Consider the following 20,027-nt stretch of genomic DNA (forward strand, 5'->3'; position numbering starts at 1 on the left):
GGTCGGAGTGTACTTATTGCCATCCGCGCGTGAGTCACCTTTCGAAGAGCGCACGACCTGCACTTCTTCTGGATTACCCACATGGGTGATTCGGGCGCGCGATCGTTTCCGCCTACGGGCTGGCGGCAATGCGGACGGTGGCGGCCGGAACTCCGAGTCCGGCTCTGTGGCTCCCGAGTGGAAGGAGACAACAACCGTGGCTACCACTGTTCGTCCTGAGGAACTCATCGATGACACGGTCGTCGACGCGCAGGGCAGCAAGATCGGCAAGGTCGGCACCGTGTACATCACGGACGACACCGCGCAGCCGGAATGGGTGACCGTGAAGACCGGCATGTTCGGACAGAAGGAGAGCTTCGTTCCCCTCCAGGGTGCTCGTCGCGAGTCCGACGGCCTGCACGTGCAGGTATCGAAGGACCAGGTCTCCGATGCGCCCCAGTCCGACGGCGACGGCCACTTGTCCGACCAGGACAGCGCTCGGCTCTACCAGTACTACAACTTGCCGATTCCCCGGCAGGGCGGCAAGGGCCAGTCCAAGCAGGGGCAGCGCCAGGAGCGAGACACCTCGGCGAGGGCAGGCGAGTCGATGACCCGGTCCGAGGAGCGGCTCAAGGTCGGTACCGAGCCGGTCGAGAGCGGGCACGTCCGGCTGCGCAAGCACGTGGTGACCGAGGAGCAGCAGGTCAACGTGCCGGTCTCGCACGAGGAAGTGCGCATCGAACGCGAGCCGATCAGCGAGGCCGATCGGCGCGAGGGCGGCCAGATCGGTGAGGCCGAGCAGGAGGTCACCCTGCACGCCGAGCAACCGCGCGTCGAGAAGGAAAGCGTGCCGGTCGAGAAGGTGCGGCTCGAGAAGGAGACCGTCACCGAGGACCAGCCCGTCTCCGGGCAGGTTCGCCGGGAGGAGTTCGAGGTCGACGACGACACCCGGCGTCGCGGCGGCGGAAACCAGCGCCGCTGAACTTAACTGGCCGCGACAGCGCGGAGACCGCCCTCGACGAGGACGGTCTCCGCCAGGTCATGCGCCAAGTTCCGCTCCCTCCTGGGCGCTTCCATGGAGCCCAGGAATACCCGGTATCCGGCTACCGTTAGGGTAGTTGAACACTTAACTAACTGGGTCGAGGAGTGGAAATGCAGTTTGGGATCTTCACGGTCGGGGACGTGACCGCCGACCCGAACACCGGCAGGACCCCGACCGAAGCCGAACGAATCAAGGCCATGGTGCGGATCGCGCTCAAGGCCGAGGAGGTCGGGCTGGACGTCGTCGCAACGGGGGAGCACCACAACCCGCCGTTCGTGCCGTCCTCGCCGACCACCATGCTCGGCCACATCGCGGCGTTGACCGAGCGGATCATCCTGTCCACGTCGACCACGCTGATCACCACGAACGACCCGGTCAAGATCGCCGAGGACTACGCGATGCTGCAGCACCTCGCGGACGGCCGGGTCGACCTGATGATGGGCCGGGGCAACACAGGGCCGGTCTACCCCTGGTTCGGTCAGGACATCCGTAACGGCATTCCCCTGGCGATCGAGAACTACCACCTGCTGCGGCGCCTGTGGCGTGAGGACGTCGTCGACTGGGAGGGCAAGCTGCGTACGCCGCTGCAGGGGTTCACCTCGACACCCCGCCCGCTCGACGGGGTGCCACCGTTCGTCTGGCACGGCTCCATCCGCAGCCCGGAGATCGCCGAGCAGGCCGCATACTACGGGGACGGCTTCTTCGCCAACCACATCTTCTGGCCGAAGGAACACTTCATCCGCCTGGTGAACCTCTACCGTTCCCGCTTTGAGCACTATGGACACGGCAAGGCCGACCAGGCGATCGTCGGGCTCGGCGGCCAGGTCTTCATGCGGAAGAACTCGCAGGAAGCCGTGCGCGAGTTCCGCCCGTACTTCGACAACGCGCCGGTGTACGGACACGGCCCGTCCCTCGAGGACTTCACCGAGCAGACACCGCTGACCGTCGGCAGTCCGCAGGAAGTGATCGACAAGACGCTGACCTTCCGTGAGAACTTCGGTGACTACCAGCGCCAGCTCTTCCTTGTCGACCACGCCGGACTGCCCCTGAAGACCGTGCTGGAGCAGTTGGACCTGCTCGGCGAGGAGGTCGTTCCGGTGCTGCGCAAGGAACTCGGCGCACTGCGCCCCGCACACGTCCCCGAGGCGCCGACGCACGAGAGCCTGCGGGCCGCCGCCGGAGCGCGGAACTCCGAGAAGGCCGAGGTGAGCCGGTGAACACGCGCAAGCTCGTGGTCGTCTCCGCCGGATTGAGCCAGCCGTCGTCGACCCGGCTGCTGGCCGACCGGCTCACCGAGGCCACCCGGCCCGCGCTTGCCGCTCACGGCGTCGAGGCCGAGGTCGAGGTGGTCGAGCTGCGTGAGCACGCGCACGACCTCGCCAACAATCTGCTGACCGGCGTGCCGACGGGTGGGCTCGGCGCGGCGATCGACACCCTTGCCGGCGCCGACGGCCTGATCGCCGTCACCCCGGTTTTCAACGCCTCCTACAGCGGACTGTTCAAGCTCTTTTTCGACGTCCTCGACCCGGACTCGCTGACCGGCATGCCGGTGCTCACCGCGGCCACCGGCGGCACCCCGCGCCACTCGCTCGCGCTGGAGCACGCTCTCCGGCCGATGTTCGCCTACCTGCGAGCGGTTGTCGTGCCCACCGCCGTGTACGCGGCGTCCCCGGACTGGGGTTCCTCGGGTACGGGCGGCGGCGAGCTCGCCACGAGGATCGACAGGGCGGCGGAGGAACTCGCCGCGCTGATGGTGGCTCGCGTGCGGCGGGATACCGGACCCGCCGAGCCGACACCGTTCGAACAACTCCTCGCCGAATCGCAGGGCCACGCCTGAGCAGCGGCACGCTACGAGCGAAAACGGTGGCCGGGTAACCGAGCCGTGCCGAGACTGAGGTGATGGATCTTGGTTTCGGCGGCGAGGTCAGCGACTACTACCAGCGGTACAGACGCGGCTATCCCGATGCGGTTCCCGACGCGATCGTGCGGACCTTCGGCCTGAGCCGCGACGACCTCGTGCTTGATCTCGGTTGCGGCACGGGGCAGCTCACGTTTCCTGTGGCCGAGCGGGTCGGGGATGTCCTCGGCGTGGACCCGGAGCCGGACATGCTGCTCCGGGCCAGAGCAACCGCGATCGAGCGCGGCGCCGGCAACGTGGGGTGGATGCTGGGCGCCGACACCGACATTCCAGCGCTCGGTCGCCTGCTGGGCAGACCGATCGCCGCGGTCACCATCGGTCAGGCACTGCACTGGATGGATCACGAAGCGCTGTTCCGCTCGCTCGTCCCGTTGCTTCGAGGGGGCGGCGGCGTGGCCGTCGTGGCGAACGGAACCCCCTTGTGGTCGCAGGACACCGGATGGTCGCAGGCGCTGCGCGTCATGCTGGAGGACTGGCTCGGCACGGAACTGACTCGCACCTGCGGCACCGACGAGGCGACCAGGCAGCGGTACCGGGAAAGCCTGGTGGATTCGGGATTCGTGGTGAGCGAGGAGAGCGTGGAGTACTCCAGTGAACTCGATCTTGAGCAGATCGTCGGCGGTGTCCTCTCGGCCATGTCGGTCGACCGACTTCCCGCCCCAGGGCAACGGGCCGCCTTCGCCGGCCAGGTGCATGCCGCACTGCGAGAACATCGGCCGTTCGTGGAGCACGTACGGGTGAGGACCTTGTTGGGCCGCGTGGCGGAGTAACGCCGGCAGGCTGGGGCCGATGATCCTGGGGCGGCCGCCGAGCCAGGCGCACGAGCCGCGGGAGGAGTGCGTCATGGGGAAGTACGACCCGCTGCGCGACCATCTCGCCGCGAGGCGGGACGACGTCGCCGAGATGCGAATGACCTTCACCGAGATCGAGCAGCTGGTCGGCGCACTGCCTGCCGAGGCCCGGTCACACCGGGCTTGGTGGGCCAACGACTCGAAGATCGAGGCGCGAGCCTGGCGAGCCGCGGGATGGCATGTCGAGATGGTGGATCAGGCCGGCGAGCAGGTCGTGTTCTCCAGGGGCGTGCTGGGCGCGATCGGATACGCGGAGCCCGTGCGCCCCGCTCCTGACGCCTGGTTGTCGGGAGCACAGGTGCGAGCCATCGTGGTCCGCTACCTCACCACCGCCGGGTGGACGATCCTGCGTGCGGCCGACGAGGTCCTGGCCTCGCGTACGGGCCGGACACTCGCCGTCCAGGTCGTCGGTTCGCCAGGCCCCGCGGCAACGCCCGCGAGGGTCCGGCACGGATACGCCGCCGCGCTGCTGGGCGCGATGCGGTCCCGCGAAGCCGCCGAATCCGGCGAACTCGACACCGCGCTGGCGTTGCCCGACTCGGTCGCGTACAGGGACCTGGTCGACAGCACGCTGTCCAGCCTTTCGGACCTCGGGGTCTCGGTCCTGTTCGTCCGGGCGGACGGGCACGTCGACATCGCTGTGGGCAGACATCCCGCCGGATCCGCTCCCCTCCGGTGACAGTCGACTCCGTGGTCGCCGCGATTCTCGCCAGGTCGCTGGACGAGCGGTGCGCCGGTACCGTGAGGACATGGCTGACGACGACATCTTCGGCCGCATCGATCAGCTGGTCGACGAGGAACGCGAGCTACGTTCCCGGGCTGTCGGCAGCGGATTGAGCGACTCGGACTCCCAGCGCCTCCGGCACCTGGAAGAGCGCCTTGACCAGTGCTGGGACCTGCTGCGTCAGCGTCGCGCACGCGACGACTTCCCGGACAACGCGGAGGAACCGGCGGTTCGTCCGGTCGACGAGGTCGAGTCCTACCGGCAGTGATCCATCATGGCTTCAGCCGACCTCGGGGGCGGCAGCCGAGCGAGTGTCGCAGGCCGAGACGGTGGCCTCCTCGAAACCCTTGCGGGCCCAGTCGGCCTGGTTCTCCCTGGTGCCATGGGTCTGGCTGTCGGCCCAGTTGTGGAAGTCCTCCACGGCGGCTTTCGCGTCGGTGTCGCTGATCGAACCGCGTCCCGCCGCGCTCTCGAGGAACAGGCCGGCGAAACAGTTGGCCTGCAGTTCGAACCGGCGGCCCAGTTCGAGGTCGCCGCTGCTGCCGGCCTCGAACGTGCCCAGCTCCGCGTTCACACGGTCCATGATGCCGCTCATCCGCTGCACGTGATGGCCGTACTCGTGGGCGAGGGTCGCCAGGTGTGCGGAGCGATTGAGGTCAAGACCTTCGAGCACCCTGGTGATCGGCAGGTAGATCATTTCGTTCGCGCCGCAGTACAGCGCGGTGACCTTCGTCGAGGGCGGGAGTAAGCCGCATTCGGTGACCGGATCGTCGGACAACCTCAGGCCGACCTCGCTGAACGGCCGGTCCGCCTCCTCGATCACCGGTCGCCAGGCTCGTTCGAGACATTCGATCTCGGCCAGGTAGAAGGCGCGCAGCGCCTCCCGGTCGCCGCCGAGTTCGGGCAGGTCGCAGCTCACCCTCGGCAGGCTCGTACCGGTGGCCAGCAGCCGGTCTACCCGGGAGCCCGGGTCCTTGGCGCCCATCGGAGCCGCCGCCGACGCGTTCGTGTCGTCTGGGCCGGCCACCGAACTGATCAGGAACACGACGCCGAGAACCAGCGCCAGTACCCCGGCTACCGAGAGGACCGGCCCACGACCGGTTCGTTCCGTCTCCGGCTCGGATACGTGAGCGGCCTGCTGGGCCAGGTCGCCGGACGACTGCCGCGGCGCGAGCGGCAGGTCGTCGTCGATCAGCGGACGCGACCCCTCCGAGCCACGCCGACTTTCCCCCTCAACGTTCACAGGCACCCCGCGTAGCAGTCGAATGTCGCCGCGCCCCCACGCGAACCAGTGCCAGCATAATCGCGAAGGTCGATTAATCCTAGATCGGAACGGAAACAGACCCTGGTGAACACGTACCGCAGCGTAGCGTTACAGCCCGCTCGGGTATGTCTCCGCCTCACCACCCGCATCGGGTTCCCATGGATGCAAAGGCACCAACGCACTAGACCGATCGCAGTACACGAACGCGTCGTATCGCTGCGAGAGCACCGTCGGTACGTACCCGCCAGTTCGCTGCCGCTGCGGGTCGTACACAACGCCGATCGCCCGGTGCCCGCGTTCCCGCTCGGCCCATGCGGGCGGCGCGTCCGAGTCGAAAACGAACAGGCTGTCCCGGTCCGGCGCCGCCTGGTTGAGCAACTCCTCGGTGCTACCCGGCTGCGCGGGCGGCACGGTTGCCCTGCGCACCGGCCCGCCCCAGTGCGGGGACCCGATGACGCTGCCGCAGTACGTGCCGAACCCGACCGCGACAGCCCCGTCGCGCTCGTGCCGCTGGCGTACCAGCTGCCCCACGTTCACCATGCCCGCGTCCGCCATGTCCGTGGCTCTGGCATCGCCGACGTGCGTGTTGTGCGCCCAGACGATCGCCTTCGAGTCGGGACCGTAGGCCTCGGCCAGCCGGTCCAGGGTGTCGGTCATGTGCATGTCCCGGATGTTCCAGGCACGGGGACCGCCCCGGACCATCTCCCGGTAGTAGCGCTCCGCGTCCACCACGACCGCCGCGTTCTGCTCGGCGACGAAGGCGGGACCCAGCCCCGGCGTCGCGCTGAGGCTGGCCCGGTCGCGCAGGTCGGCCAGCAGCGCGACCACCTCGTCCTGGCAGCCCTCCGGCACCATCGAGGTCGCGACCGCGTACGACTTGGGGTCCTCGTCGTAGGGCTGGAAGCACCGGTATGCCGACAGTGCGGCCTCGACGTCGTCGGGATGGTGCTCCCGCAGGTAGTCGAGGATGGCGCGCAGCGACTCCCAGAGGCTGTACATGTCAAGGCCGTGGAAGCCGACGGGCGGATCCTGCTCGCGGGTCTTGTTCATCTCGCGTAGCCATCGCGCGAAGTCCACGACCTCCTCGTTCGCCCACATCCAGGTCGGCCAGCGCTCGAAGCCCCAGAGCACCTGTTCCGGATCGTTCGGCACCCCCGCGACGCCGGAGACGCAGCAGTGCAGCTGGTGGCAGTCCGGCCAGTCGCCCTCCACGGCCACGAAGGAGAACCCACGTTCGGCGATCAGCCGTTTGGTCAGTTCGGATCGCCAGCGGTAGAACTCGGCGGTACCGTGCGAGGCCTCGCCGAGCAGGACAAACCGCGCGTCGCCGATCCGGTCGAGCAGCGGATCGAGGTCCTGCGGGCTCAGCAGCGGCAGCGCCTGCGTTCGTGCCTGCTGAACCTCGGTGTCGTCATCGGTCATCGCTCACCGCCCACCCGTGTTGTCGCTGTCGTCTTCGTCGGCCTCGCACTTTCCCGGGAAAGTGCGAGGGGGAACCACCACGAACGAACGGGGTAGTGGTGGTCATCGGCTCCTCGACATGCCCAGTGCCGCGAGTACCTCCTCGTCGGTGGTCTGACTGAAGTCGCCATACCACTGACCGACCGACTGGAACTCGTGCGGCTGGGACAGGCAGATCACCTCGTCCGCCTCGTCGTGCACCGCGGCGGCCGCCTGCGACGAGGCGACCGGCACCGCGAGGGTGACAGTCGCGGGCCGCTGCTCCCGCAGCGCGCGCAGCGCCGCGGTGGCGGTGGCGCCGGTCGCGAGACCGTCGTCGACCAGGATCACGTCCCGATCGTCGCGGGACTCCGGCGACCGGTCCGCGTGGTACACCGTCTCCCTGCGGCGCGCCTCCGCCTGCTCCCGCTCACAGATGTCGAACAACTGCTGTCTGGTGAGTCCGAGTTTGGCCAGGAGCATGTCGTCGTAGGTCGCAGGACCGTCCGCCGTGATCGCGCCGACGCCGAGTTCCGGACGGCCGGGAGCACCGATCTTGCGGGCGACCACGACGTCGAGAGCAGCGCCGAGCCGGTCGGCGATCTCCACGGCCACGGGAACCCCGCCGCGGGCCAGGCCGAGCACCAGCGGGCGGGACCACTGCCTGTGCGCCAGTACCTCGGCCAGGTCCCGGCCCGCCTCGCCGCGGTCGGCGAAGACGGGGCCTCTGCTCGTCGTGCGTGTCATGGGATCCACCCCGTTTCTTTTCTGGATTCGAGGCTCAGCGGCCGAAGAGCCCGACGAGGTTGCCGCTGGAGATGACGTGACCCTCCATGGCCGCGTGCACTCGCTCGGCCCCCGGCGCCTCGATCAGTCCGAGCGGCTCGTCCACAGCGCACAGCCGGAAGAAGTAGCGGTGTGGTTCGTCGCCGACCGGCGGCTGGGGGCCACCCCAGCCGAGTTCACCGAAACCGTTGCGGCCCGCGGAACCACCTGGTGACTCGCCCTCGTCGACGCCGGTGGAGCCGGGAGCGATGCCGGTGACCACCCAGTGCACGAACGTGCCGTTCGGTGCGTCCGGGTCCTCACACAGCAGCACCAGTTCCCTGGTCCCGTCCGGGATACCGCCCCACTCCAGCGGTGGCGACATGTTGCCGCCCGAGTAGGAGTAACGGTCCGGAATCAGGGTGTGGTCGTTGAACGCCGAACTGCGCAGCTCCACCTGGGTCGAGAGTGGGCGCGGCGGGTCGTCGATGCCGGGCGAGCCCTGGCTCGTGCCCCTGGTGCCCTGTGGACCGGCGGCGCGCTCCGGGTCGCCGAGCGGGCGCGGCGGGTTCTCCCGCTGCAGGTCCGCGTTCGCGGCCCGGTCGGCGTGCTGGTCGGGCGCCTCGCCCGCGTCGTACTCGTCACGCAGGCGAGTGCGCTTGATGTCGTACTTGTGGCTTCCGGGATCAGGCATGCGCTCCTCCTCGCCGGTTGTCTCCAACCAGCGGGTACCCGAGCCTCGCCGCCGCACACGTGCTCAGGCGAGGCTCGGGCAGGAGCGTCAGGAACGGAACTGGTCGTCGCGGTACTCGCGGGCGCCACGCTGCTCGGCGGTGGACTCGTCCTGTTCGCGGGCCCGCAGCTCGACCCGGCGGATCTTGCCGGAGATCGTCTTCGGCAGTTCGGTGAACTCCAGCCGCCGGATCCGCTTGTACGGCGCGAGGTGCTCCCTGGCGTAGCGCAGGATGGCCTCGGCGGTGTTCTCGTCCTCGGCCCAGCCGGAGGCCAGCACCACGTAGGCCTTCGGCACGGCGAGGCGCACCGGGTCCGGCGAGGGAACGACGGCGGCCTCGGCAACGGCCTCGTGCTCGAGCAGCACGCTCTCCAGTTCGAACGGGGAGATGCGGTAGTCCGAGGCCTTGAACACGTCGTCGGTGCGTCCGACGTAGGTGATGTAGCCGTCCTCGTCGCGGGATCCGACGTCACCGGTGTGGTAGTACCCGTCGCGCATGACCTCGGCATTGCGCTCGTCATCACCGTGGTAGCCGACCATCAGCCCGAGGGGGCGCTGGGACAGGTCGATGCAGATCTCCCCGTCCTGCCCCGGCTGACCGGTGGCCGGGTCCACGAGCGCGATCACGTAGCCGGGGGTAGCGCGGCCCATCGAACCCGGCTTGATCCGCTGGCCGGGGGTGTTCGCCACCTGCACGGTGGTCTCCGTCTGGCCGTACCCGTCCCGGATGGTGATGCCCCAGGCCTTCTCCACCTGTTCGATCACCTCGGGGTTGAGCGGTTCGCCTGCTCCGACCACCTTGCGCGGCGGCGTCGCGAGCTTCGTCAGGTCTGCCTGGATGAGCATGCGCCAGACCGTCGGGGGCGCGCAGAAGCTACTCACCCCGCAACGATCCATTTCGGACAGCAAGCGGTCGGCGTCGAAGCGGGAGTAGTTGTGAATGAAGACCGTCGCTCCCGCGTTCCACGGTGCGAAGACGTTGCTCCAGGCGTGTTTGGCCCAGCCGGGGGAGGAGATGTTGAGGTGCACGTCGCCCGGCTCGAGACCGATCCAGAACATTGTGGACAGGTGGCCGACAGGGTAGGAGGCGTGTGTGTGCTCCACCAGTTTCGGCTTCGCCGTGGTACCGGAGGTGAAGTACAGCAGCAGTGGATCGGTGGCCTTCGTCGTTCCGTCGGGACGGAACTCGCCGCCCTGCGCGTCCGCGTCGCGGTAGCTGTGCCATCCGGACACCGGCTCGCCGACCGCCACGCGCGTGTAGTCACCGGGCACCGCGTCGAACTTTTCCGCGTCGGCTGAGCCGACCACGACGTGCTTCGCGCCGCCGCGCTCGATGCGGTCGACCAGGTCGGCGGGGGCAAGCAGGGTTGTCGCGGGGATGACCACGGCGCCGAGCTTCATCGCCGCGAGCATCGTCTCCCACAGCTCGACCTGGTTGCCGAGCATGAGCACGATCCGGTCACCGCGGCGCACGCCGAGCCCGGCAAGCCAGTTCGCCACCTTGTTGGAGCGCTCGGCCAGTTCGGCGAACGTCCAGCGACCCTCGCTGCCGTCCTCCTCGACGATCCACAGTGCGGCGCGGTCGGCGCTGCCGGGCTCACTCGCGAGAGTGTCGAACCAGTCCAGCGCCCAGTTGAACTCGTCCAGTTCCGGCCACCGGAACTCCCGGTAGGCGGTGTCGTAGTCCTCCAGGTGACGCAGCAGGAACTCGCGCGCGTCGCGAAACGCCTGAATGCTCGAAGCGGAAGCGGCCATGTTGTTCTCTCCCGAGGTGCGGACGGGCAATGAGTAGGATCGTGCGATCCGCCGAGGGCGCCGCACCACCCCCGATCGGGGGTGACGTGGCTGATCGCCGATGGAGGTGATCGCGTGGTGGGCGAGGCACGCCTGCGCGACGACCGGGTCGCGATCCGTGCTGCGCTGCTCCAGCTGCGCAGGGAGACGGGTCTTCCCGTGACGTTCGGTGGCCCGGTGCTGCGGGAGCGGCGGCTGCAGCTGTCCGAACTCGTCGGCACGGTCACCAACTCCTTGCAGGGCCTGGCCGTGGCACCCGGATCCGGGCTGGGTGGCAAGGTCGTGGCGTTGGGCCGGGTGCTGGCACTGAATGACTATCCCAGTGCGCGGGGGATCACGCACGACTACGACGCGGCCGTCGGCGCGGAGGGACTGCGAGCGATCATCGCGGTTCCCGTCGTGGTGCGCCGCACCGTGCGCGGAGTGCTCTACGGCGCCGCTCGCAGCACGGCGTCGCTAGGCGACAGGGCCCTCGGTGCTGCCGTGGACACCGCTCGTGCGCTGGAACAGAACCTCGTCGTCCGCGACGAACTGGACGCACGGCGTGCGAGCGTGCGCGAGGTCGCCGATGCCGGACGCGGGGCCTGGACATCCGCCGAGTGGGAGGAGGTGCGCGAGGCCCACACGGAGCTGCGGCTGCTCGCCCAGCGCACCGAGGACGCCGAGTTGCGCACGCGACTGCAGAGCGTGTGTGAGCGTCTCGCTGCGGCCCAAGGGCCCACCGGCACGCCGCTCCCGGCCGCCGCGCTGACACCGAGGGAACTCGACGTACTCGCGTGTGTGGCCGCGGGCTGCACCAACGCCGAGTCCGCGAGCAGGCTCGGCCTGCGCCCCGAGACGGTGAAGAGCTACCTCCGGCAGGCCATGCGCAAGCTCGGCACGCACGGGCGGCTGGAGACGGTCATCGCCGCTAGGCGCGCCGGCCTGCTGCCGTGATCGCTCGGCGCTTGTCCGAGAACTCAGATCACCACGGCCCCGCGATTCCCGGTTCTCGTCACGCCCTCTCGGGCTGCTGCCTCCTGATCACCATCACCGGGCATTCGGCGTGGTGCAGGAGCGCCTGGCTGGTCGAGCCCATCAGCATGCCGCGGAACCCGCCCCTGCCCCGGCTACCCACCACCATCAGCTGGGCGCCACGGCTGCACTCCAGCAGCTGGTGGCGGGGCTTGTCCCGTTCGACCACCCGGCGGACCCGCACGTCCGGGTAGCGCTCCTGCCAGCCCGCGAGCCGTTCGGCGAGCACCCGCTGCTCGGCTTCCTCCAGCGGCTCCCACTCGAACTGCAGCCGGGTCTCGCTGAACACCGCCTCGGTGTCCGCGTCGCTCCAGGTGTGCACAGCGAGTACCTCGGTGTCGCGCAGCGCGGCCTCCGCGAAGGCGTACTCGATCGCGTCCTCGCTCAGCTCACTGCCGTCCACGCCCACCACGACCGGACCGGTGGCGGCGGGCGTGCCGCGTACGGACACGACGGGGCAGTGGGCGTGTGCGGCCAGCGCGATCGTGGTGGAACCGACCAGCAGCCCGACGAAACCGCCACGGCCCGAGGCGCCCAGCACCACCATCCGGGCCGTCGTCGACATCTCGATCAGGAACGGGATGGGGGAGTCGGGAGTGACCTGCGTGTGGATCTCCACGCCTGACTCGGCCGCGGCCACCTGCTCCGCCTCGGCCACGACGTTGTTCCCGTGCTCCTCCAGCTCGTCCAGCAGCCCGCCCGGCGGTGGGAGCGTGGCGCCGATGTAGAGGTCCGGATACCCCGACGCGCTCACCAGGTGCAGCGGCGCGTTCCAGCCCTCGGCCTCCCGCGCCGCCCAGCGGACCGCGTCGAGCGCGCGTTCCGATCCGTCCACCCCCACGACGATCGGCGCGTTGCCGTGCTGTCGCATGGTCATCGGACCTCCTCGTGCTTCGGGTACCTCTGCGGAGATTGTCCCGCCGGTGATCGCTTCCTGCCGAGTGTTTCGCCGCGGCGATCCTGGGCATCCGGAGGACGACCGTGCGGGCACGATGTCGAGGAGCCGCTCATGTCACTGGAGGTCGAGCACCTACGCCGCCTGCTGGACGCGGGGCCGGGTGCACAACTGATGCTGCGCGAGGGCGACTACGTCCTCACCGGTCCATCCGGAACCGAGGAGGCGAAGGGCGCGCTGCTGGTCATTTCGCGCGCGACGCTGCGCGACCGCCTCGGTGACTCCCAGGACGGCCCCGACGAGGACAAATTGCGCGAGCAGGTGGCTCTGTTGCGAACCGAACTATCCAGTCTCGGAGCTTGACGAACCCGGAGGAGGAGGCATGACCGAGGTCTGTCGCACGGTCAACGTACCCGCGAAGGACGTCTTCGCGGTGCTGGCGGACGGCTGGTCCTATGCCGGGTGGGTGGTCGGCGCGTCACATATCCGGGACGTCGACCCGGACTGGCCCTCGGTGGGTTCGCGGATTCATCACAAGTCCGGCCCGTGGCCGGTTCAGGTCGCGGACAAGACCACTGTCCTGGCGATGGAACAGGACCGGATGCTGGAGCTGCGGGCGAAGCTGTGGGTGCTGGGCGACGTGCGCATCCGCGTTTCCCTCCTGGCGGTGTCCGAGCGGGAGACCGAAGTGCGGATGGAGGAGCATCCGACCGGCGGCCCCGTCAGCTTGGCGCCGAAGCCGCTGCAGGATCTCGTGCTCAAGCCGAGGAACCAGGAGGCGCTCGGCAGGCTCGCCGATCTGGCCGACGGACGCGGCGGCGGCACCCCCTGACTCACCGGCGACCGCACCTCCCCGAGATTCGCGCTTTCCCGGGAAAGCGCGATACCTGGCGCGCGCAACTACCGCACTTTCTCGGGAAAGCGCGATACCTGGCGCGCGCAACTACCGCACTTTCCCGGGAAAGCGCGATACCTGGCGCGCGCAACTACCGCACTTTCCCGGGAAAGTGCGATGGGTGGCGTGTGCAAGTACCGCGCTTTCTCGGGAAAGTGCGATGTCTGGCGTGTGCAAGTACCGCGCTTTCCCGGGAAAGTGCGATGTCAGGTGTAGATGCGCTGGTGCAGGCCCTGGATGAGGCGTGCGTAGACGCCGCCCGCGAGCCCGTGCCGAGCCAGTGCTGCCCTGGCGGCGTTCGCGCCGGGTGCGCCGTGCACGGCACCGCCCGGATGCGCGGTCGCTCCCGCCAGGTACAGCCGGTCCACCGGGGTGTCCGCCCTGCCGAGTCCGGGCACCGGCCGGAAGAACAGCTCCTGGTAGATGGCCGCGGTTCCGGCATTGATCGCCCCGCCGACCAGATTGGAGTTGTACGCCTCCAGCCGCACCGGGCCCTGCACCTGCCGGTCGATGATCAGGTCGGTGAAGCCCGGAGCGTGCCGTTGCACGGTCCGCTCGATGCGCCGCACCTGCTCGGCCAGTGACCGCTCGTCGTCGCAGCTGCCGTGCGGGACGTGCGTGTACGCCCAGACCGAGGCGGTTCCCTCCGGCGAGCGCGTCGGGTCGGTCGTCGTCATCTGCCCCAGCAGCAGGAACGGGTCCTCCGGCACTTTGTGTAGCTGCAGATCCGAGCTGAACCTGCTGAGCCCGTCGAGATCGGCGCCGAGGTGCACGGTTCCGGCTTCGGCCGCCCCCGGCGCCGTCCACGGCAATGGACCGGAAAGCGCCCAGTCGACCTTCACCGTCGCGTCGTCCCACCGGAAGCCGCGCAGATCCTCCAGCAGTCGCGCGGGCAGGTGCTCGGGACCGACCAGATCGAGGTACAGCGACGGGGCGGGCACATCGGCGAGCACGGCGTACCGGGCCCGGACCAGCTCCCCCGAGGCGTCCTGCACGCCCACCGCGCGACCACGGGCCGTCAGTACCCGCCGGACCGGCCGGCCGCACTGCACCTGACCACCGCGTTCGGCGAGCCGGTGCAGCAGTGCGTCGACGATTCGCCCCGCGCCACCTTCGGGCGCCGGAAACCCGACGTCCTGACCGAGCATCGCCAGCAGCCAGCCGAACACGCCACTGCCCGGCTCCTCCGAGCCGAGATCGGCGTGCATCGCGTTTCCCGCCAGCAGCAGGCGCGCGCCCTCCCCGGCGAATCGTTCCTCGACCAGCTTGCGGGCGGGCAGCGCCAGCATCCGCGCGAGCCGCAGTGCCTCCCCGGTGCCGAGCTCACGCAGCAGTCGCGTGGCGGGGCGAACCGGGGGGAACGGACGCAGCAACGCCTCCATCACGTCGTCTCGGATCCGCTGCCACTGGCCGTACATGCTCTCCCATGCGACGGCGTCCTGCGGCGCGAACTCCGCCAATGACGAGGCGGTCCGCTGGAGGTCGCGGGAGAGCACGGCGCACCGGTCGTCCGGTAGTACGTGCGCCAGCACGTCCGGTGCGTGCCGCCAGCGAAGGCCGTGCCGCTCGAGTTCCAGCCCGGCGAACACCGGGGACGCGGCCGAGAGCGGGAAGAAGGCGCTGCACAGGTCGGTGGAGAACCCGGGAGCATCCATATCCGCCGTGTGCACGGCTCCGCCCGGCTGGTCGGCTTCCTCGAGCACGAGGACCTGCCACCCCGCGTCGGCCAGCAGGTTCGCGGCGACGAGGCCGTTGTGCCCCGCGCCGATCACGACCGCGTCGACGACCTCGGTACTCACCGCAGGCCTCCTTCCTGATCAGGTCTGCGACTGACTTCCCGGCCGGCCCCAGGGGACCGACCGCAGCCGGGTCAGTACGCCGGTCCTCCCGCTGGGTTCCAGCGGGGGACTGGCGGCGCCCGCGTTGGCCCGCATCCCCTCGAGCAGGTCTTTCAACGCGCTCATGGCGTCCCACCGGGGTGCCCAGCCGAGCCGTTCCCGCGCTCGTGTCGTGTCGACGTGCGCGGCCCGGTCGGCAAGGGTCAGCCAGCCGGGGTGCACGGGCTGTAGCCCGAACCGCCAGCTCATCCCCGCCGCCGCACCGGCCAGGCCGCGGGGTACGGGAAGCCGTGGGCTGCCCGCCGCCCTGGCGATGTCGGCTGCTCCGAGGGCCGGTTCGGCTGCCAGGTTGAACGCACCGGGCTTCCCCTGGTCCAGGGCCAGCCGGATGGCGTCGGCGACGTCCTCCGCATGCACCAGTTGCAGGCGCAGGTCGTCCCACAGCGGCAGGGGCAGCCAGCGCGAGCCGAGCATGCGTTCCGGAAAGAGGGCACTGGTCAGCCACCTGCCGAACTCGCCTGCCGCATCCCGTTGCGCGACAGCACAGGGCCGGATGCGGGTCAGTGTGACCTCAGGCCGCGCGGCCGAGAACGCGTCCAGATTGCGTTCCAGTTCCGCCTTCCCCCTGCTGTAGGCGCTGCCGGGAACGCCGTCGCAGGGCCAGTCCTCGTGCACCCGCTGCCATTGCTGTGCGGGTGAGTAGGCGGCGACCGACGACGCGCAGACGATGTGTGGCACTCCGGCCGCGGCTGCGGCGCCGAGTACCGCGGCGCTGCCGTCGGTGTTCGTCCGGCGCATCGGCGGGTCCGAGCGGGGCGGGTGGATCGCCCACGCCAGGTGCACCACGGCGTCCGCCCCGGTGAAGATCTCCGCGAGTGTCGCGGGGGCGCGTGGCTCGCCTATGTCACAGGAGAACCAGGTCGCGGAGGCGTACGGAGCGCTCGCACGATCGGGCAGGCGCCGTGCCACACCGGTGATGTCCCAGTTCTCCTGGTCCTGGCAGCGTCGCAGCAGCGCCGTGCCGATGTTGCCGGTGGCGCCGGTGACCACCATCCGCTTACGCGCGGGGGAGTTTCGCGGGTCGATCCTGCACCTCCTCGAACAGGTCACCGAACTCGTCGACGCGCTGCAGCACGTCGTCGGTGGTGAAAACGAGGTCCGCGGCCCTTCGGCAGGACTCGACCTCGTCCCAGGTGACGGGGGTGGACACGGTGGGCCGATCCCGGCCGCGCAGCGAGTACGGTGCGACCGTGGTCTTGGCCGGGTTGTTCTGACTCCAGTCGATGAAGACCTTGCCCGGGCGTGCCGCCTTGGCCATCTTCGCGACGATCGCCTCCGGGTGTGCCTTCGCCAGCTTCTCGGCAAGCATCCTCGCGTATGCCGAGGTCTGTTCGGCCTTCGTGGTGCGCACGGCGCAGTAGAGCTGCATTCCCTTGGAGCCACTGGTCTTCGCCCAAGCGGTGAGACCGTCCTCGGCGAGCTCGGTGCGCAGCAGCTCCGCGACCCTGCAGCAGTCCACGATGTCGGCGGGAGCACCCGGGTCGAGGTCGAACACGAGCAGGTCGGGGGTGCGGCGAGCGCCACGCGGTCCCACGGTCCACTGTGGAATATGTAACTCCAGGGCGGCCAGATTCGCCGCCCACACCAGCGTTGGCAGGTCGTTGATCACCGGGTACTCGTTGATCTCCGAGTCACGGGAACCGCTGCTCCGGGAGCTGGAGCGTAACTTGGCTGTGCGCACCCAGTCCGGGGCGTGCCGCGAGACGTCCTTCTCGAAGAAGGGTTCGCCCTCGACCCCGTCCGGATAGCGCAGGAACGTCGCGGCCCTGTCGTGCAGGTACGGCAGGATGACCGGGGCGATCCGGCTGTAGTAGTCGATCACGTCGCGCTTGGTGAAGCCACTCGCCGGGTAGAGCACTTTGTGCAAATTGGACAGACTGAGGTTGCGGTCGTCCACTCGCACGGTGATCCGCTGCTCAGCCATCGAGGTCCACCTCGCTCGCCTTCCGGTTCGGCCGCAGACCCCGCCAGCGCGGGGACCGCAGGCAGCCGGCCTTCGTCCAGCCGCGGAACACGACCTCGCCGACGATCTCCGGCCGTACCCAGTGCACGTTACGGTCCTTGCCCGCTGGCAGCGAGTGGAACGGGCTGCGCTTGCGTTCCGCTTTCCGCAGTCGCGCGGCGAGGGAGCGCAGGTTCTCCGCGTCGAAACCGGTACCCACGTTGCCGACGTACCGCAGTGCGTTCTCGTGTGGCACGCCCAGCAACAGGGAGTCGAACGAGCCGGACCGATCCCCGTCACCGGTACGCCAACCACCGATCACCACTTCCTGCACCCGAACGCCGGTCACCACCGTCCAGTCCGGACTCTTCCGGCCCGGCCGATAGGTGCCGTCGGTGCGTTTCGCCACCACGCCGGGCAGTCCGTTCACCCGGCCCGCCCGCAGTACGGAGCCGCCGTCGCCCACATAGTGCTCAGGTGTCTGCCAGCTCGGCCCGGCCAGCCGCAGCTCGCTCAGCAGCTTCCTGCGCTCCAGGTACGGCAGTTCGAGGCAGGACCGTCCGTCCAGGTGCAGCAGGTCGACGGCCAGGTACACCGCCGGCAAGCTGGTCCTGAACCGGTTCGCCTGCCGGGTGTCCGCCGCCTGCTGCCTACGCCCGAGCGCTTCCGGACTGGGCGCACCCTGTTCGAGCACCACGATCTCGCCGTCGAGCAGCGCCTCCGTGGCCCCGAGTTCCTCACCCATGCCCCGTAACTCGGGGAAGAGGCGGGTCACGTCGGAACCCGCCTCGTCGAACAGTTGCACCCGGCCGCCCTGGGCTCTGGCGATCGTGCGCTGCCCCTGCCAGGCGAACTCGTAGGCCCATTCGTCGTCGGCTTCGGCCGTCGGCAGGGTGCCCTGCCGCGTTCGCATCGGCGGGAGAAAACCGGGAAGTGAGGCCCATTCGCGTTCGGCAGGGTCGACACGGCGGACGAGCCAGTTGCGATCGGACTCGGTGCCGTGCTGCTGGACGAACACGTAACGCCCACGTACCCGCTGCCCGTGTACTACGATCTCCACCTTGTGCCGGGACCAGTGCAGCGTCTCGTACTTTCCGTTGTCCCAGATCAGCATCTTCCCGCCGCCGTACTCACCGGCCGGGATCTCGCCCTCGAAACTCGCGTACTCCAGTGGATGGTCCTCGGTGTGCACCGCGAGCCGGGGTGTGCCCGGCTCAGGCGGCAGGCCCTTCGGTACGGCGTAGGAGACCAGCACACCTTCGCGCTCCAGCCGGACATCCCAGTGCAGTCGCCGCGCGTGGTGCTCCTGGATCACGAAGACGTCGTCGTTGCCGCGCGGTAGATCGTTCGCCTCCGGCACCGGTTCCGGGGTGCGCCGGGAATCCCTTTTCCGCCGGTACTCGTCCAATCCGGCCACGCTTTCGCACCCCGCTCCCTTCCGGCACCGCCGTGCGGGAGGAGTATCCGCCCGCGGGCCGAGTGAAACCAGTGGCGCGTCGATTACGGCAGTTGGCCCTAAACGCGGCGCGGTGCGGAAAAGTCTCCTAAACTGCCTTCGGGAGCGCGACCTCCCCCAGTACGCGCTCCCTTAAGCCTGTCGTCGCCGACCCTCCCCCTCTGTCGGCGGCGGCAGGCCCCGACCCAGCAGAGTCGCCCGCTCTTCGGGGGCGGCGAGTGCGATGAGCGAGGGCATCGGCGGGCCCCGCCGTAGCTCACTGGCCAGCCAGTAGCAGGCGAGAAACCGCAGCCCGTACCACTCGTCGGGGGTCCAGTCGCCCTCCCGCTCCGGCGGTTTCCAGCCCCGCCGGTCCGCTTCCCGGATGACCTCGAAGCCGTGGCTTGCCAACAGCACCAGCGGGGTGACCGGCTCCGGCCGGGGCACCAGTTCGTCCTCGCAGCGGACCGCATCAGCCACGGCCGCCAGGTGCGCGCGGAACTGCTGCTGCACATCGGGTCGCGTGGACAGGGCTGACCAGCCCGAATCGAGGCGTGCCTCCATCCGGCGTAACCAACGACGAGCCGATCGGTCCGTCAGCAACTCCAGCCAGTCCACACCTGATGATGCGCTCCGTAGCCGCCACCTAGCCACCCGTGACGCCCTCAGTCCGCTGGTCAGGGGATGGCGTTGACCGGACGGGCTGGTCCATCGGCCGGGTCCACGGTGCCTGTTGCGTTGGTGAGACAGGCGAGGACGGTCGCGAGCACGTGGCCGTCCAGATTGGTCAGCTCCGGCAACCGGTCCCGGCTGGTGAGCAGGCTGCCCAGCACGAGGTCGACCAGATTGGCGCCGACCTGCTCGACCGTGTCGCTGCCCTCCGGGTCGAACCACGTCCACGCCCAGTGCGCCGAGCCGAAGAACAACAGGCTCTGCACTCGTACGTCGCAGTCCCGGAACTCGCCGGAGGCGATGCCGTCCCGCAGCAAGGAGCGAACCAGCGAGAGGTACTCCGCTCGCAGCCGTACTCCCTCGGCCAGCGCGACATGCCGGGCGAGCCGGGCGATCTCCCGCTGGAAGGCGACGGTCGCCGCCCGGTCGTGCACCTGGTACAGCATGAACGCGAAAAGCAACCCGGCCAGTCGTTCGGTCGGTGAGTCGAGGCGCTCGACGATCTCGCGGGCCTCACGCAGCCTGCGCTGCATATAGGACTCGTGCAGCGCGGCGAGCAACTGGTCCTTTGTGCCGTAGTGGTGCACGATCGTGCCCTTGGAGATCTCCAATTCGTCGGCGATGTCACCGAAGTTCGTGCCGTCGTAACCCCGTTCGGCGACGTAGCGGGTGAAGGTCTCCAGGATCGCACCCGACTTGCCAGCGGTCGGTCGCCGCAGTCGTGAGGTGCTCATGTCCCTTGCCTCGCTTGCCGGCGGGTCGCACA

Annotated in this window: 21 protein-coding genes; 9 read left to right on the forward strand and 12 right to left on the reverse strand. The window is 69.3% G+C overall.

Annotation, left to right across the window (positions count from 1 at the left end):
- Positions 1-196 precede the first annotated feature (196 nt).
- The 6 genes from D0C15_RS05980 to D0C15_RS06005 all read left to right on the forward strand — a co-directional run bounded on the left by D0C15_RS05980 (position 197) and on the right by D0C15_RS06005 (position 4,782).
- A complete protein-coding gene (locus D0C15_RS05980; RefSeq protein ID WP_116041526.1) occupies positions 197-961 on the forward strand; it encodes a DUF2382 domain-containing protein in 765 nt (254 codons plus the stop codon).
- 170 nt (positions 962-1,131) lie between these two features.
- Complete coding sequence (locus D0C15_RS05985; RefSeq protein WP_116041527.1) at positions 1,132-2,238, forward strand: LLM class flavin-dependent oxidoreductase; 1,107 nt, start codon at positions 1,132-1,134, stop codon at positions 2,236-2,238.
- On the forward strand, positions 2,235-2,858 hold the full coding sequence (locus D0C15_RS05990) for an FMN reductase (protein ID WP_116041529.1): 624 nt from the start codon (positions 2,235-2,237) through the stop codon (positions 2,856-2,858). Before D0C15_RS05985 ends, D0C15_RS05990 begins: the two co-directional genes overlap by 4 nt.
- Before the next feature lie 62 nt (positions 2,859-2,920).
- Complete coding sequence (locus tag D0C15_RS05995; RefSeq protein ID WP_116041531.1) at positions 2,921-3,709, forward strand: class I SAM-dependent methyltransferase; 789 nt, start codon at positions 2,921-2,923, stop codon at positions 3,707-3,709.
- 73 nt (positions 3,710-3,782) lie between these two features.
- Positions 3,783-4,469, forward strand: coding sequence for a DUF7662 domain-containing protein (locus D0C15_RS06000; protein WP_116041532.1), 687 nt, complete (start codon positions 3,783-3,785; stop codon positions 4,467-4,469).
- Positions 4,470-4,539: 70 nt separating this feature from the next.
- Positions 4,540-4,782: a DUF2630 family protein gene (locus D0C15_RS06005; RefSeq protein ID WP_116041534.1), complete on the forward strand. Its 243-nt coding sequence runs from the start codon at positions 4,540-4,542 to the stop codon at positions 4,780-4,782.
- Positions 4,783-4,794: 12 nt separating this feature from the next.
- On the opposite strand, the gene D0C15_RS06010 is transcribed toward D0C15_RS06005, so the two are convergent.
- The 5 genes from D0C15_RS06010 to D0C15_RS06030 form a co-directional block, all read right to left on the reverse strand.
- Positions 4,795-5,757, reverse strand: coding sequence for a neutral zinc metallopeptidase (locus D0C15_RS06010; protein WP_245975596.1), 963 nt, complete (start codon positions 5,755-5,757; stop codon positions 4,795-4,797).
- Between the two features lie 129 nt (positions 5,758-5,886).
- Positions 5,887-7,200, reverse strand: coding sequence for an erythromycin esterase family protein (locus D0C15_RS06015; RefSeq protein ID WP_116041537.1), 1,314 nt, complete (start codon positions 7,198-7,200; stop codon positions 5,887-5,889).
- 102 nt (positions 7,201-7,302) lie between these two features.
- Positions 7,303-7,965, reverse strand: a complete 663-nt coding sequence (locus D0C15_RS06020) for a phosphoribosyltransferase (RefSeq protein WP_116041539.1) — start codon at positions 7,963-7,965, stop codon at positions 7,303-7,305.
- A gap of 34 nt (positions 7,966-7,999) precedes the next feature.
- Complete coding sequence (locus tag D0C15_RS06025; protein ID WP_245975611.1) at positions 8,000-8,566, reverse strand: YbhB/YbcL family Raf kinase inhibitor-like protein; 567 nt, start codon at positions 8,564-8,566, stop codon at positions 8,000-8,002.
- A 198-nt stretch (positions 8,567-8,764) separates the two neighbouring features.
- Complete coding sequence (locus tag D0C15_RS06030) at positions 8,765-10,471, reverse strand: AMP-binding protein (protein ID WP_116041543.1); 1,707 nt, start codon at positions 10,469-10,471, stop codon at positions 8,765-8,767.
- 117 nt (positions 10,472-10,588) lie between these two features.
- Between D0C15_RS06030 and D0C15_RS06035 the strand changes: the two genes are divergently transcribed.
- Positions 10,589-11,446: a helix-turn-helix transcriptional regulator gene (locus D0C15_RS06035; RefSeq protein WP_211323101.1), complete on the forward strand. Its 858-nt coding sequence runs from the start codon at positions 10,589-10,591 to the stop codon at positions 11,444-11,446.
- 58 nt (positions 11,447-11,504) lie between these two features.
- Here D0C15_RS06035 and D0C15_RS06040 read toward each other — a convergent pair whose 3' ends face one another.
- On the reverse strand, positions 11,505-12,401 hold the full coding sequence (locus D0C15_RS06040; RefSeq protein ID WP_116041545.1) for a universal stress protein: 897 nt from the start codon (positions 12,399-12,401) through the stop codon (positions 11,505-11,507).
- A 132-nt stretch (positions 12,402-12,533) separates the two neighbouring features.
- Between D0C15_RS06040 and D0C15_RS06045 the strand changes: the two genes are divergently transcribed.
- Both D0C15_RS06045 and D0C15_RS06050 read left to right on the forward strand, forming a co-directional pair.
- Positions 12,534-12,782: a hypothetical protein gene (locus D0C15_RS06045; RefSeq protein ID WP_116041547.1), complete on the forward strand. Its 249-nt coding sequence runs from the start codon at positions 12,534-12,536 to the stop codon at positions 12,780-12,782.
- A gap of 19 nt (positions 12,783-12,801) precedes the next feature.
- Positions 12,802-13,251: an SRPBCC family protein gene (locus D0C15_RS06050; RefSeq protein WP_116041549.1), complete on the forward strand. Its 450-nt coding sequence runs from the start codon at positions 12,802-12,804 to the stop codon at positions 13,249-13,251.
- 269 nt (positions 13,252-13,520) lie between these two features.
- Here the strand turns inward: D0C15_RS06050 and D0C15_RS06055 are convergent, their stop codons facing one another.
- From D0C15_RS06055 to D0C15_RS06080, 6 genes are all read right to left on the reverse strand, one after another.
- Positions 13,521-15,113, reverse strand: coding sequence for a phytoene desaturase family protein (locus D0C15_RS06055; protein ID WP_116041551.1), 1,593 nt, complete (start codon positions 15,111-15,113; stop codon positions 13,521-13,523).
- Positions 15,114-15,131: 18 nt separating this feature from the next.
- A complete protein-coding gene (locus tag D0C15_RS06060; RefSeq protein ID WP_116041553.1) occupies positions 15,132-16,205 on the reverse strand; it encodes an NAD-dependent epimerase/dehydratase family protein in 1,074 nt (357 codons plus the stop codon).
- A gap of 4 nt (positions 16,206-16,209) precedes the next feature.
- Positions 16,210-17,136, reverse strand: a complete 927-nt coding sequence (ligD, locus tag D0C15_RS06065) for a non-homologous end-joining DNA ligase (protein ID WP_116041555.1) — start codon at positions 17,134-17,136, stop codon at positions 16,210-16,212.
- Positions 17,129-18,571 carry a non-homologous end-joining DNA ligase gene (gene ligD / locus D0C15_RS06070; protein ID WP_116041557.1) on the reverse strand — a complete coding sequence of 481 codons (1,443 nt, stop codon included), beginning with the start codon at positions 18,569-18,571 and terminating at the stop codon, positions 17,129-17,131. Before ligD (D0C15_RS06070) ends, ligD (D0C15_RS06065) begins: the two co-directional genes overlap by 8 nt.
- Before the next feature lie 171 nt (positions 18,572-18,742).
- A complete protein-coding gene (locus D0C15_RS06075; protein ID WP_162829912.1) occupies positions 18,743-19,207 on the reverse strand; it encodes a DUF6401 family natural product biosynthesis protein in 465 nt (154 codons plus the stop codon).
- 59 nt (positions 19,208-19,266) lie between these two features.
- The gene (locus D0C15_RS06080; protein ID WP_116041561.1) at positions 19,267-19,995 is read right to left on the reverse strand and encodes a TetR/AcrR family transcriptional regulator; all 729 of its coding nucleotides are present in this window, start codon (positions 19,993-19,995) and stop codon (positions 19,267-19,269) included.
- Positions 19,996-20,027 lie beyond the last annotated feature (32 nt).

Origin of the sequence: Amycolatopsis palatopharyngis, from assembly GCF_003385185.1 — a bacterium.
Lineage (GTDB): Bacteria > Actinomycetota > Actinomycetes > Mycobacteriales > Pseudonocardiaceae > Amycolatopsis > Amycolatopsis palatopharyngis.

Coding starts and splice junctions, on each gene's coding strand:
- D0C15_RS05985 (WP_116041527.1), top strand. CDS start 1,132: ATGCAGTTTGGGATCTTCACGGTCGGGGACGTGACCGCCGACCCGAAC.
- D0C15_RS05995 (WP_116041531.1), top strand. CDS start 2,921: ATGGATCTTGGTTTCGGCGGCGAGGTCAGCGACTACTACCAGCGGTAC.
- D0C15_RS06000 (WP_116041532.1), top strand. CDS start 3,783: ATGGGGAAGTACGACCCGCTGCGCGACCATCTCGCCGCGAGGCGGGAC.
- D0C15_RS06005 (WP_116041534.1), top strand. CDS start 4,540: ATGGCTGACGACGACATCTTCGGCCGCATCGATCAGCTGGTCGACGAG.
- D0C15_RS06015 (WP_116041537.1), bottom strand. CDS start 7,200: ATGACCGATGACGACACCGAGGTTCAGCAGGCACGAACGCAGGCGCTG.
- D0C15_RS06020 (WP_116041539.1), bottom strand. CDS start 7,965: ATGACACGCACGACGAGCAGAGGCCCCGTCTTCGCCGACCGCGGCGAG.
- D0C15_RS06030 (WP_116041543.1), bottom strand. CDS start 10,471: ATGGCCGCTTCCGCTTCGAGCATTCAGGCGTTTCGCGACGCGCGCGAG.
- D0C15_RS06040 (WP_116041545.1), bottom strand. CDS start 12,401: ATGACCATGCGACAGCACGGCAACGCGCCGATCGTCGTGGGGGTGGAC.
- D0C15_RS06045 (WP_116041547.1), top strand. CDS start 12,534: ATGTCACTGGAGGTCGAGCACCTACGCCGCCTGCTGGACGCGGGGCCG.
- D0C15_RS06050 (WP_116041549.1), top strand. CDS start 12,802: ATGACCGAGGTCTGTCGCACGGTCAACGTACCCGCGAAGGACGTCTTC.
- D0C15_RS06060 (WP_116041553.1), bottom strand. CDS start 16,205: ATGGTGGTCACCGGCGCCACCGGCAACATCGGCACGGCGCTGCTGCGA.
- ligD (WP_116041555.1), bottom strand. CDS start 17,136: ATGGCTGAGCAGCGGATCACCGTGCGAGTGGACGACCGCAACCTCAGT.
- D0C15_RS06080 (WP_116041561.1), bottom strand. CDS start 19,995: ATGAGCACCTCACGACTGCGGCGACCGACCGCTGGCAAGTCGGGTGCG.